This window comes from Amycolatopsis sp. WGS_07, from assembly GCF_045278895.1.
Classification (GTDB): Bacteria; Actinomycetota; Actinomycetes; order Mycobacteriales; family Pseudonocardiaceae; genus Amycolatopsis.
The window spans coordinates 3,454,830-3,467,625 of sequence record NZ_CP136053.1; the positions used below are offsets into that span (position 1 = coordinate 3,454,830).

The 12,796-nt window shown below is 68.9% G+C and carries 11 protein-coding genes and 1 pseudogene; all 12 read left to right on the forward strand.

Annotated features, from left to right (window positions below; genetic code table 11):
- Positions 1-154: 154 nt before the first annotated feature.
- The gene (locus RPX00_RS16450; RefSeq protein ID WP_378301994.1) at positions 155-565 is read left to right on the forward strand and encodes an NADH-quinone oxidoreductase subunit A; all 411 of its coding nucleotides are present in this window, start codon (positions 155-157) and stop codon (positions 563-565) included.
- Positions 566-569: 4 nt separating this feature from the next.
- The gene (locus RPX00_RS16455) at positions 570-1,118 is read left to right on the forward strand and encodes an NADH-quinone oxidoreductase subunit B family protein (protein ID WP_009072052.1); all 549 of its coding nucleotides are present in this window, start codon (positions 570-572) and stop codon (positions 1,116-1,118) included.
- Between the two features lie 6 nt (positions 1,119-1,124).
- On the forward strand, positions 1,125-1,886 hold the full coding sequence (locus tag RPX00_RS16460; RefSeq protein ID WP_406640391.1) for an NADH-quinone oxidoreductase subunit C: 762 nt from the start codon (positions 1,125-1,127) through the stop codon (positions 1,884-1,886).
- Positions 1,883-3,213, forward strand: a pseudogene (locus RPX00_RS16465) (NADH-quinone oxidoreductase subunit D). Before RPX00_RS16460 ends, RPX00_RS16465 begins: the two are co-directional and overlap by 4 nt.
- Positions 3,210-4,088 (forward strand): NADH-quinone oxidoreductase subunit NuoE, encoded by an 879-nt coding sequence (gene nuoE / locus RPX00_RS16470; RefSeq protein WP_406640392.1) that lies wholly within the window; start codon positions 3,210-3,212, stop codon positions 4,086-4,088. The pseudogene RPX00_RS16465 and the gene nuoE overlap by 4 nt, the downstream one beginning before the upstream one ends.
- Positions 4,088-5,368, forward strand: coding sequence for an NADH-quinone oxidoreductase subunit NuoF (gene nuoF / locus RPX00_RS16475; RefSeq protein WP_037818886.1), 1,281 nt, complete (start codon positions 4,088-4,090; stop codon positions 5,366-5,368). Before nuoE ends, nuoF begins: the two co-directional genes overlap by 1 nt.
- Positions 5,365-7,827: an NADH-quinone oxidoreductase subunit G gene (locus RPX00_RS16480; RefSeq protein ID WP_406640393.1), complete on the forward strand. Its 2,463-nt coding sequence runs from the start codon at positions 5,365-5,367 to the stop codon at positions 7,825-7,827. Before nuoF ends, RPX00_RS16480 begins: the two co-directional genes overlap by 4 nt.
- Positions 7,824-9,170 carry an NADH-quinone oxidoreductase subunit NuoH gene (gene nuoH, locus RPX00_RS16485; protein ID WP_406640394.1) on the forward strand — a complete coding sequence of 449 codons (1,347 nt, stop codon included), beginning with the start codon at positions 7,824-7,826 and terminating at the stop codon, positions 9,168-9,170. Before RPX00_RS16480 ends, nuoH begins: the two co-directional genes overlap by 4 nt.
- Positions 9,157-9,699 (forward strand): NADH-quinone oxidoreductase subunit NuoI, encoded by a 543-nt coding sequence (nuoI, locus tag RPX00_RS16490; protein ID WP_406640395.1) that lies wholly within the window; start codon positions 9,157-9,159, stop codon positions 9,697-9,699. Before nuoH ends, nuoI begins: the two co-directional genes overlap by 14 nt.
- Entirely contained in the window at positions 9,696-10,574 is an 879-nt protein-coding gene (locus RPX00_RS16495) for an NADH-quinone oxidoreductase subunit J (RefSeq protein WP_406640396.1), read from the forward strand. The genes nuoI and RPX00_RS16495 overlap by 4 nt, the downstream gene beginning before the upstream one ends.
- Positions 10,571-10,870, forward strand: a complete 300-nt coding sequence (gene nuoK / locus RPX00_RS16500) for an NADH-quinone oxidoreductase subunit NuoK (protein WP_033291119.1) — start codon at positions 10,571-10,573, stop codon at positions 10,868-10,870. The genes RPX00_RS16495 and nuoK overlap by 4 nt, the downstream gene beginning before the upstream one ends.
- A gap of 13 nt (positions 10,871-10,883) precedes the next feature.
- Positions 10,884-12,791 carry an NADH-quinone oxidoreductase subunit L gene (nuoL, locus tag RPX00_RS16505; RefSeq protein ID WP_406640397.1) on the forward strand — a complete coding sequence of 636 codons (1,908 nt, stop codon included), beginning with the start codon at positions 10,884-10,886 and terminating at the stop codon, positions 12,789-12,791.
- Positions 12,792-12,796 lie beyond the last annotated feature (5 nt).

The window sequence follows — 12,796 nt, forward strand, 5'->3', positions numbered from 1 at the left end:
ATTTCACAAGCGTGCCGTGGTCCGGACACGGGCCGTAAGGGCGCCCTGACCCTCGGCGGTGTGACCCAGCTCCCTTAGGGTCGCGTCGAGGACTCGGACCACCACCCGAGAACAACCGCAGCGGCGCGGAAAGGATGGCGAAGACCCCGTGCTGATGGTGCCCGTGCTGGCGCAGGCCGATCCCGGACCGGCGGCGCCCGGACTGAACGTGTATCTGCCGCTCGTCCTGCTCTTCGTGCTCGCGGCGGCGTTCGCCGTGTTCTCCGTGCTGCTGGGTCCGCTCGTCGGCCCCAAGCGGTACAACCGCGCGAAGACCGAGGCTTACGAGTGCGGCATCGAACCGTCGCCGCAGCCGCTGGTCGGCGGCGGCCGGATGCCGGTGGCCTACTACATCACGGCCATGCTCTTCATCCTGTTCGACATCGAGATGGTGTTCCTCTATCCGTTCGCGGTGAACGCCAACGCTCTCGGGGTATTCGGCTTGGTGGAGATCGTGCTGTTCATCGTGACGGTCGGGTTCGCGTACGCCTACGTGTGGCGGCGCGGCGGCCTGGATTGGAACTGAACCCATGGGCCTGGAAGAAAAACTCCCCAACGGCATCCTGCTGGCCAGCCTCGAGGGACTGGTCAACTGGGCACGCAAGAACTCCCTGTGGCCAGCCACCTTCGGGCTCGCCTGCTGCGCGTTCGAGATGATGTCGGTCGGCGGTTCGCGCTACGACATCGCGCGTTTCGGCATGGAGCGGTTCTCCGCTACGCCGCGGCAGGCCGATCTGATGATCGTGGCCGGCCGGGTCACCCAGAAGATGGCCCCGGTGCTGCGCCAGATCTACGATCAGATGGCCGAGCCCAAGTGGGTGCTCTCGATGGGCGTCTGCGCCTCGTCCGGCGGGATGTTCAACAACTACGCCGTCGTGCAGGGCGTCGACCACATCGTGCCGGTCGACATGTACCTGCCCGGCTGCCCGCCGCGGCCGGAGATGCTGCTCGACGCGATCCTCAAGCTGCACGCCAAGATCCAGGACGAGCCGATCAACGCCCGCCGCGCCGCCATCCGCGCGGCCAGCGGGGCCCGTACCGAGCTGATCCCGTCCTCGATCAAGTACGCGAAGAAGTGAGCACCGGTGCCTGAGAACCCCGAAGAGACTCCCGAAACCGGCGGCCCGCAGTCCAGCGCGGAGCGGCCCGAAGCCGGACTCGAAGCGCACGGTCCCGGAGCGGCCGAACCGGTCGTCGCCGGACGCGAGCGCAAGGGCATGTTCGGTGTCCGCGGCAGCGGGGACACCTCCGGTTACGGCGGCCTGCGGCTGCCCGCGTACAGCCCGCCGCCCGCGGAGCGCCCGTACGGCGGCTGGTTCGACGAGTTCGCCGACGAGTTCATGGCCGCCTTGGCGGACAACAAGATCCCGCCGTCGGCGATCCTCCAGACCACGGTGGACCGCGGCGAGATCACCTTCTACGTCAGCCGCGAGCACCTCGTCGACATCGCGAAGGTGCTGCGCAACGACGCCGGGCTGCGGTTCGAAATGCTGATGGCGGTGACCGGCGTCGACTACGGCGTGGACGTCCCGCAGCGGATGCACACGGTCTACGACTTCCTGTCGATGACCTACCGCCGCCGGATCCGGCTCGAAATCACCATGGACATGGACAACCTGCACGTCCCGTCGCTGGTCGGCGTCTACCCGACGGCGGACTGGCACGAGCGCGAGGCCTACGACATGTTCGGCATCGTCTTCGACGGCCACCCCGGGCTCACCCGCATCTTCATGCCGGACGACTGGGACGGCCACCCCCAGCGCAAGGACTACCCGCTCGGCGGGATCCCGGTCGAATACAAAGGCGCGGAAATCCCGCCGCCGGACCAGCGGAGGTCGTACTCGTGACTATCAACGACGAAACGACGGAAGCCGACTACGCCGAAGTCCGGGAAACCACCGAGGGCCCGGTCTACCACGTGTCCGGCGGGGACTGGGACGAAGTGCTCGGCGACGCCCAGCACGACGACCGCATGGTCATCAACATGGGCCCGCAGCACCCGTCGACGCACGGCGTGCTCCGGCTCGTGCTGGAGCTGGAAGGCGAGACGATCACGCAGCTGCGCGCGGTCGTCGGCTACCTGCACACCGGCATCGAGAAGAGCGCGGAGTTCCGCAACTGGACCCAGGGCGTCACCTTCGTGACGCGCGCGGACTACCTCGCCCCGCTGTCCAACGAGATGGCGTACTGCCTCGGCGTCGAGAAGCTGCTGGGCATCAAGGCCCCGCCGCGCGCGGAGCTGCTGCGCGTGCTTCTCCTCGAACTGAACCGGATCACCTCGCACCTGGTGTTCATCGCGACCGGCGGCATGGACCTCGGCGCCACCACCGCGATGACGCTCGGTTTCCGCGAGCGCGAAGAAGCCATGCACCTGCTGGAGTACCTGACCGGCCTGCGGATGAACCACGCGTTCATCCGTCCCGGCGGGCTCGCCCAGGATCTGCCGGAGGACTGGGCCGAGAAGGTCCTCGACTTCTGCAAGATCATGGACAAGCGGCTTCCGTTGTACGACAAGATGTTCACCGGACAGCCGATCTGGCGCAACCGGCTCAAGGACGTCGGCGTGCTGCCGCTCGACGCGTGCCTCGAACTCGGCATCACCGGTCCGGTCGTGCGCGCCGCCGGCCTGCCGTGGGACCTGCGCAAGACCGAGCCGTACTCGCGCTACGACGAACTCGAGTTCGACATCCCGACCTCGACCGACGCGGACAGCTGGGCGCGGTACCTGCTGCGGCTGGAGGAAATCCACCAGAGCCTGCGGATCATGAAGCAGGTCGCGAAGATGGCCGAGCCGGGCCCGGTCATGGTGGAGGACAAGAAGATCGCCTGGCCCGCGCAGCTGTCCATCGGCAGCGACGGCATGGGCAACTCGCTCGGCCACGTCAAGAAGATCATGGGCCAGTCGATGGAATCCCTGATCCACCACTTCAAGCTCGTCACCGAGGGGTTCCACGTGCCGCCGGGCCAGGTCTACGCGGCGGTCGAATCGCCGCGCGGCGAGATCGGCGCGCACCTGGTGTCCGACGGCGGCACCCGGCCGCTGCGCGTGCACCTGCGGGAGCCGAGTTTCGTGAACATGCAGGCGATGCCCGCGATGGCCGAAGGCGGCCTGGTGGCCGACCTCGTCGTCGTGATCGCCTCGATCGACCCGGTTCTGGGGGAGTTGACCGATGACGAACCCGACCGCAGTCCCGGAGCCGGGGCCGCACGACGCGACGAAGACTTACGCCGCCGCGGGAGCCGACACCGACGTCGCCGCGATCGCGCCCGATCCGGCCGTCGCCGAGGGAATCCTCGCCGACGCGCCGGCGGTGGACGTGTTCGACGCCGACACGCACCGCGAAGCCAAGGAAATCATCGCGCGGTACCCGATGTCGCGTTCGGCGCTGCTGCCGATGCTGCACCTCGTGCAGTCGGTGCAGGGCTACGTGAGCCAGGAGGGCATCGCCTTCTGCGCGCAGCATCTCGACCTCACCGACGCCGAGGTCAGCGCGGTCGCGACGTTCTACACCATGTACAAGCGCCGTCCGTGCGGCGAGCACCTGGTGAGCGTCTGCACCAACACGCTGTGCGCGGCGCTGGGCGGCGACGACATCTACAAGAAGCTTCAGACACACCTCGGTTCGGCGGAAAAGCCGCTGGGGCACGAGGAAACCGCGGGCACGCCGGGCGAGGCTGGCTCGATCACCCTGGAGCACGCGGAATGCCTCGCGGCCTGCGACCTCGGTCCGGTCATCCAGGTGAACTACGAGTACTTCGACAACCAGACGCCGGAGCAGGCGGTCGCGCTCGTGGATGCGTTGCAGGCAGGCAAAAAGCCCGCCCCGACGCGCGGTGCGGCGCTGACCGACTTCAAGGGCGCGGAGCGGCAGCTCGCCGGGTTCTGGCCCGAGGACGAGGCCGCCTACCGCAGTGCCGTGGACGGTCCGTCGCAGGCGGTCGAAACCCTGCGCGGCGCGCAGCTGGCGGCCGACCGCGGCTGGTCCGCCCCTGGTGCGCAGGATGTTCCGCTGCCGGCTCTGCCGTCTAAAGATGGGGAGAAGAAGTAATGGCCGATCCCATCACTCCGGTCCTCACGAAGCGCTGGCTGTCCCCGGAATCCTGGCGCATCGAGACGTACGAGGCGCTCGAGGGCTACACCGCCGCGCGCAAGGCGCTGGCCGCCACGCCCGAGCAGCTCGTGCAGGTGGTCAAGGACTCCGGCCTGCGCGGCCGAGGCGGCGCAGGGTTCCCGGCGGGCGTGAAGTGGTCGTTCATGCCGCCCAACGAGGACAAGCCGCACTACCTGGTGATCAACGCCGACGAGGGCGAACCGGGTACCTGCAAGGACATTCCGCTGATGATGGCGGACCCGCACTCGCTGATCGAGGGCTGCATCATCGCCTCGTACGCGATGCGGTCGCACCACTGCTTCATCTACGTCCGGGGCGAGGCGCTGCACTGCATCCGCCGGCTCAACGCGGCCGCGCGCGAGGCGTACGCGAAGGGCTACCTAGGCAAGAACATCTTCGGCACCGGCTGGGACCTTGAGCTGACTGTGCACGCCGGGGCCGGCGCGTACATCTGCGGCGAGGAAACGGCGTTGCTGGACTCGCTCGAAGGCCGCCGCGGCCAGCCCCGGCTCAAGCCGCCGTTCCCCGCGGCCGCCGGCCTGTACGCCGCGCCGACGACGGTGAACAACGTCGAGACCATCGCGAGCGCGTCGTACATCATCAACGCCGGTTCGTCCTGGTTCCGCGAGATGGGCCGGGAGAAGTCGCCTGGCCCGAAGATCTACTCGATCTCCGGCCACGTCGAGAAGCCCGGCCAGTACGAATGCCCGCTCGGCACCACGCTGCGCGAGCTGCTGGAGCTGGCCGGCGGCATGAAGGACGGCATCCCGCTCAAGTTCTGGACGCCGGGCGGCTCGTCGACGCCGATGTTCACCGCCGAGCACCTCGACGTCCCGCTCGACTTCGAGGGCGCGGCCGAGGCCGGTTCAATGCTCGGCACCACCGCGGTGCAGGTCTTCAACGAGACCGTTTCGGTGCCGTGGGCGGTCATGAAGTGGACGCAGTTCTACGAGCACGAGTCCTGCGGCAAGTGCACGCCGTGCCGCGAGGGCACGTACTGGCTGGCGCAGATCCTGGAGCGGATGGTCGAGGGCCACGGCACCGAGGAGGACATCGACACCCTCCTCGACGTGTGCGACAACATCTTCGGCCGCTCGTTCTGCGCGCTCGGCGACGGCGCGGTGTCGCCGATCCAGAGCGGCATCAAGTACTTCCGGGACGAGTTCCTGGCCTTGTGTGAGAGCAACAAGCGCGAATTGGTGGGAGCGCAGGCATGACGATCGCCCCCGACAAGCCCGAAACGGCGGAGAAGCCGGTTCCCGAGGGCTACGTCAAGCTGACCATCGACGGCGAAGAGGTCATCGCGCCCAAGGGCGAGCTGCTGATCCGCACCGCCGAGCGGCTCGGCACGAGCATCCCCCGGTTTTGCGACCACCCGCTGCTCGACCCGGCGGGCGCGTGCCGCCAGTGCCTGGTCGAGGTCGAAATGGGCGGCCGTCCGATGCCGAAGCCGCAGGCCTCGTGCACGATGACGGTCGCCGACGGCATGGTGGTGAAAACCCAGCTCACCTCGCCGGTCGCGGACAAAGCGCAGCAGGGCGTGATGGAGCTGCTGCTCATCAACCACCCGCTGGACTGCCCGATCTGCGACAAGGGCGGCGAATGCCCGCTGCAGAACCAGGCGCTCGCGCACGGCCGCGCGGAATCGCGGTTCGTGGACACCAAGCGCACGTTCCCGAAGCCGCTGCCGATCTCGTCGCAGGTGCTGCTCGACCGCGAACGCTGCGTGCTGTGCCAGCGCTGCACCCGGTTCTCCGACCAGGTGGCCGGCGACCCGTTCATCGCGCTGCTCGAACGTGGCGCGCACCAGCAGATCGGCACCGCGGAAACCGCCGACGTGCTGGATCTCGCCTCGCGCACCACCGGCGGCGAGCCGTTCCAGAGCTACTTCTCCGGCAACGTGATCCAGATCTGCCCGGTCGGCGCGCTCACCAGCGCGGCGTACCGGTTCCGGTCGCGGCCGTTCGACCTGGTGTCGTCGCCGAGCGTGTGCGAGCACTGCTCGTCCGGCTGTGCCGAGCGTACCGACTTCCGGCGCGGCAAGGTCCAGCGCAAGCTGGCAGGCGACGACCCGGAGGTGAACGAGGAATGGCTGTGCGACAAGGGCCGTTTCGCGTTCCGCTACGTCCAGGCCGGTGACCGGATCCGCCGTCCGCTCGTCCGCAACGCCAAGGGCGAACTGGAGGAAGCGTCCTGGACCGACGCGCTCCGGACCGCCGCGGAAGGGCTGCTGAAGGCCCGCGAGGGCAAGGGCGGCGCGGTGCTCACCGGCGGCAGGCTGACCGTCGAGGACGCCTACGCGTACTCGAAGTTCGCCCGGATCGCCTTGCGCACCAACGACATCGACTTCCGCACCCGCGCGCACTCGGACGAGGAACTGGCGTTCCTCGGCTCGACGGTCGTGGGCACCACGCCGGAAACCGGCGTGACGTTCGGCGAGATCGAGCGGGCCAAGACGGTGCTGTGCGTGGCGTTCGAGCCCGAGGACGAAGCGCCGATCGTGTTCCTGCGGCTGCGCAAGGCGGCCCGCAAGAACCGCACCCGCGTCGTCCACTTGGGACAGTGGACGACCTCCTCGGTGCGCAAGACCTTCGGCGAACTGCTGGCCTGCGTCCCCGGCGGCGAAGCGGCCGCGGTGGACGGCATCGCGCAGCACGCGGCCGACGTCGACGCCGCGCTCAGCGGCGAGGGCGCGGTGATCCTGGTCGGCGAGCGGGCTGCGGAGATCCCTGGCCTGTTCTCCGCACTGCTGCGGCTCACCGCCCGCACCGGAGCGCGGCTGGCGTGGATCCCGCGCCGCGCGGGCGACCGGGGCGCGCTCGAAACCGGTTGTGTCCCAACGCTTCTGCCGGGCGGCCGCTCGGTCACCGACGACGCGGCGCGCGCCGAGGTCGGCAAGCAGTGGGGCGCCGAGCTTCCGGCCGAACCGGGCCGCGACGTCACCGGCATCCTCCAGGCCGCTTCGGGCGGCGAGCTGGACGCGCTGGTGCTCGGCGGCGTCGACCCGAACGACCTCCCGGACCCGGATCTGGCCCGCCGCGCGCTCGACAACGCCGGGTTCGTGGTCAGCCTGGAACTGCGCGCGAGCGAGGTCACCGAACGGGCCGACGTGGTCCTGCCGGTCGCCCCGGCGGTCGAGAAGTCCGGCAGCTACCTGAACTGGGAAGGCCGCCGCCGCGACTTCGACATCACGCTGGAGGGCACCGGTTCCCTCCCGGACGGCCGGGTGCTGGACACCCTGGCCGTCGAGATGGACGCCGACCTGTTCACCCAGACCCCGGCCGCCGCCGCGGGCGACTTCGCGAAGCTCGCGCCGGTCGCCCCCTCGGTGAGCGCGCCGTCGGTCGCCGCCGCGGCGGCCCCGGTCCCGAACGGCAAGGCAGTGCTCGCCACCTGGCGGCAGCTGATCGACAACGGCTCGCTGCAGGACGACGAACCGCACCTCAAGGGCACCCAGCGGCCGCCGGTCGCGCGGCTTTCGGCGAAGACCGCCGAAGGTCTCGGCGGCAAGGTCCGGGTGTCGAACGAGCGCGGGTCGATCACCCTGCCGGTCGAGGTCGCCGACCTGCCGGACGGCGTCGTGTGGCTGCCCGGCAACTCCGACGGCTCGGCCGTTCGCGCCGCACTCGCCGCCGGACACGGCGCGCTCGTGCAGATCTCCGGAGGTGACCAGTGAGCCCGCAGCTCACGCAGTTCCTCGCCGAGTACCCGGACGCGGCGGAACGCGCCCGGCTGCTCGCCGACGACCCGTGGTGGCTCGTCCTGATCAAGGCGGTCGTGGTCCTGCTGATCGGACCGATCCTGACGATCTTCCTGATCGTGTGGGAGCGCAAGGCGATCGGCCGGATGCAGAACCGGCCCGGCCCGAACCGGGTCGGCCCCGGCGGGTACCTGCAGTCGCTCGCCGACGCGATCAAGCTCCCGTTCAAGGAGCAGATCATCCCGGACACCGCCGACCGCAAGGTGTACTTCCTCGCTCCGGTGCTGTCCGCGGTCCCCGCGCTGATCGCGCTGTCGGCCATCCCGTTCGGCCCGGTCGTCTCGATCTTCGGGCACCGGACGGTGCTGCAGCTGATGGACCTTCCGGTCGGCGTGCTGGTGATCCTCGCCTGCTCGTCGGTCGGCGTGTACGGCATCGTGCTGGCGGGCTGGGCGTCCGGTTCGCCGTACCCGCTCTTCGGCGGCATGCGCTCGGCGGCGCAGGTGATCTCCTACGAGATCGCGATGGGCCTCTCGATCGTCGCGGTGATCCTGTACTCCGGCTCGCTGCAGACGTCGGAAATCGTGCAGGCGCAAACGCACGGCTGGTACTTCTACATGCTCATCCCGAGCTTCGTGATCTACGTGATCTCGATGGTCGGCGAGACGAACCGCGCCCCGTTCGACCTCCCGGAGGCCGAATCCGAGCTGGTCGGCGGGTTCCACACCGAGTACAGCTCGATGAAGTTCGCGATGTTCTTCCTCGCCGAGTACGTCAACATGGTGATCGTTTCGGCGTTCTGCACCACGCTCTTCCTCGGCGGCTGGCGGTTCCCGTTCGTCGGCGACGATTCGCCGCTGAACCAGAACTGGTGGCCGATCCTCTGGTTCTTCGCCAAGACCTTCATCCTGCTGTTCGGCTTCATCTGGCTGCGCGGCACGCTGCCGCGGCTGCGGTACGACCAGTTCATGCGGCTGGGCTGGAAGGTGCTGGTCCCGGTGAACCTGGTGTGGATCGTGGTCGTGGTCGCGATCAAGACGATCCAGTGGAGCTGGCCGCAGATCCTCGTCGGCGTCGGCGTCGTGCTGGTGGTGCTCGTGCTGCTGAGCCTCGCGCTGCCGGACAAGAAGGTGCCCGAATCGGAGTACGTGGACCTGGCCGGCAGCGGCTATCCGCTGCCGCCGCTCGACCTGCGGGTCCCGGACGCCACGCCGCGGCAGAAGGCGCTGGCCAAGGCCGAGGCGAAGGCCGCGCGGCGCAAGCCGGCCGGCGTCACCGCGGCGGCCGCACAGGAAGGAACGGAAGATGGCGGCAACTGACTTCCTCAATCCCATCAAGGGATTCGGCGTCACCTTCGGGATGATGTTCAAGAAGGTCGCGACCGAGGAGTACCCGGAGGCCGGCGCCCCGGCCGCGCCGCGCTACCACGGCCGCCACCAGCTCAACCGGCATCCGGACGGGCTGGAGAAGTGCGTCGGCTGCGAGCTGTGCGCGTGGGCGTGCCCGGCGGACGCGATCTTCGTCGAGGGTGGCAACAACACCGAAGAGGCGCGGTATTCCCCGGGCGAGCGGTACGGCGCGGACTACCAGATCAACTACCTGCGCTGCATCGGCTGCGGCCTGTGCATCGAGGCGTGCCCGACCCGGTCGCTCACCATGACCAACTTCTACGAGCTGGCCGACGACGACCGGCAGCGGCTCATCTACACCAAGGAAGACCTGCTCGCCCCGCTGCTGCCGGGCATGGAGCAGCCGCCGCACCCGATGCGGCTCGGCGACAACGAGCAGGACTACTACGTGAACGGCCCCGAGCTGGCCGCAGGCGCGCAGCAGGAGGCGAAGAAGTGATCGCCGCCCTCCTCGCGCAGGCCCCGGCGTCCGGCGTCGACGCGTCCGTGACGACCGGCGAGGCCATCGCGTTCTGGATCCTCGGCCCGCTCTCGCTGCTGGGCGCGCTCGGGATGATCTTCTCCCGCAACGCCGTGCACTCGGCGCTGTGGCTGGTGCTCACGATGCTGACGCTGGGCGCGCTGTACATGACGCAGTCCGCGCCGTTCCTCGGGTTCACCCAGATCATCGTCTACACCGGCGCGATCATGATGCTGTTCCTGTTCGTGCTGATGCTGGTCGGCCGGGACAGCTCGGACTCGGTGGTGGAGGTGCTGCGCGGGCAGCGGCTCGCCGCCGGGGTGCTCGGCATCGGGCTCGCCGCGCTGATCGCCGCGGGCGTGTTCCGCGCGCTGGTCAACGTGACCCCGGCCAAGCCGCTCGACCCGTACCAGCAGACCGGCGGCGGCCCCGGCGGTCTCGGCCGGCTGATCTTCACCCAGTACCTGTTCCCGTTCGAGCTGACCTCGGCGCTGCTGATCACCGCCGCGCTCGGCGCGATGGTGCTGGCCTTCACCGGCCGGACCGCGAAGAGCAAGCTCTCCCAGCGCGAACTGGTCAAGCTGCGCTTCCGCGGCGAGCACGACCGCCCGTCGCCGCTGCCCGGCCCCGGCGTGTTCGCCACCGCCAACTCGGTCTCGACCCCGGCGCTGCTGCCGGACGGTTCGGTCGCGCCGGAGTCGCTGTCGGAGATCATCGAGGCCACCTCGGCGATCCGGCTCATGCGCGAGCGCAAGCTCATCGCGGACGAGGGCCCGAAGCCCGACGCGCACGCACTGGTCGGCGGCGTCGAAAAGGCCGCGCCCGCCGAGGAAGAAGAAGGGGAAGGAAAGTGACCCCGAGCTACTACCTGCTGCTGTCCGCGCTGCTGTTCTGCATCGGCGCGGTGGGCGTGCTGGTCCGCCGCAACGCGATCGTCGTGTTCATGTGCATCGAGCTGATGCTGAACGCGGTGAACCTGACCCTGGTCACCTTCGCCCGCATCAACGGCGGGCTGCACGGCCAGGTCATGGCGTTCTTCGTGATGGTGGTCGCGGCCGCCGAGGTCGTGGTGGGGCTGGCGATCATCATGGCGATCTTCCGCACCCGCCGTTCGGCCTCGGTCGACGACACGAACCTGCTGAAGTACTGAGGGAGACGACCGAGTGACCGCATCATCGTGGCTGCTGGTGGCCCTTCCCGCCCTCGGCGCCCTGGTTCTGCTGCTATCCGGAAAACGCGCGAAGGCGTGGGGGCATCTGCTCGGCTGTGCCACCGTCACGCTCGCCTTCGTGTACGCCGTGATCCTGTTCTTCTCCACCGACAGCCACTCGGTCACCGACACCAAGGTCTATTCCTGGATCCCGGTGACCCAGCTGCAAGTGGACTTCGGGCTGCGCATCGACGCGCTGTCGCTGACGTTCGTGCTGCTGATCACCGGCGTCGGCATGCTGATCCACTTCTATTCGATCGGCTACATGGCCGACGACGAGGGCCGGTACCGCTTCTTCGCGTACCTGAACCTGTTCGTCGCTTCGATGCTGATCCTGGTGCTGGGCAACAGCTTCGTGACGCTGTACCTCGGCTGGGAGGGCGTGGGTCTCGCCTCGTACCTGCTGATCGGCTGGTATCAGAACCGCCCGTCCGCGGCGACCGCGGCGAAGAAGGCGTTCCTGATGAACCGCGTCGGCGACGTCGGGCTGGCGCTGGCGATCTTCCTGATGTTCAAGTACGTCGGGTCGACCGGCTACGCGCAGGTCTTCGAGGGTGTCGCGCAGGGCAAGATCCCGCCGGGCGCGGTCACCGCCATCGCGATCCTGTTGCTGCTGGGCGCGTGCGGTAAGTCCGGCCAGTTCCCGCTGCAGGCGTGGCTGCCGGACGCGATGGAGGGCCCGACCCCGGTGTCGGCGCTCATCCACGCGGCGACGATGGTCACCGCGGGCGTGTACCTGGTGGCCCGCTCCAACGTCATCTTCACCGCGACGCCGGACGGCAGGCTGGTGGTCACCCTGGTCGGCGCGGTCACGCTGCTGCTCGGGTGTGTGGTCGGCTGTGCCTACGACGACATCAAGAAGGTGCTCGCGTACTCGACGGTCAGCCAGATCGGCTACATGATGCTGGCGGTCGGCCTCGGGCCGGGCATTTACGCGCTCGGCATCATGCACCTGGTGGCGCACGGCTTCTTCAAGGCCGGGCTGTTCCTCGGGGCCGGTTCGGTCATGCACGGCATGAACGACGAGGTCGACATGCGCAAGTTCGGCGGACTGGCCAAGAAGATGCCGATCACCTTCGTCACCTTCGGCCTCGGCTACCTGGCGATCATCGGCTTCCCGTTCCTCACCGGGTACTACACGAAGGACGCGATCATCGAGGCGGCGTTCGGCCAGGAAGGCTGGCGCGGCTGGGCGTTCGGCCTCGCGACGGTCATCGGCGCCGGGCTCACCGCGTTCTACATGACGCGGCTGATGATGATGACCTTCTTCGGCAAGGAACGCTGGAAGGACATCAAGTCCTCGGACGGCCGCGACTTCCACCCGCACGAGTCCAAGCCGATCATGTGGGTCCCGATGGCGATCCTGGCCGTCGGCTCGGTCGGCGCCGGTGCGTTCTTCGTGCTGGGCGACCGGTTCGTCGACTGGCTGGCCCCGGTGGTCGGCCAGTTCGAGGAGGCCGAGCACACCCCGATTCCCTCGTGGACGGTCCCGGCGGCGACGCTGGTGCTGGCCGCGCTCGGCGTGCTGCTGGCGGTGTGGCTGTTCCGGCCCTCGCGCGACATCCCGGTCGAGCGTCCGGAGCGGGTGGCCTGGCCGGTCCGCGCGGCGCGCAAGGACCTGTACGGCAACGCGCTCAACGAAACCCTGGTCGCCCGTCCGGGCACCTGGCTGGCGCGGGCGCTGGTGTACGTGGACAACCGCGGCGTCGACGGTGCGGTGAACGGCCTCGCCGCGGCACTCGGCGGCGGGTCCGGACGGCTGCGCCGGATGCAGACCGGGTTCGTGCGGTCCTACGCACTGTCCATGCTCGGCGGCACGTTCCTGCTTCTCGCGGCCCTTCTGCTGGTGAGGTTCTCCTGACATGA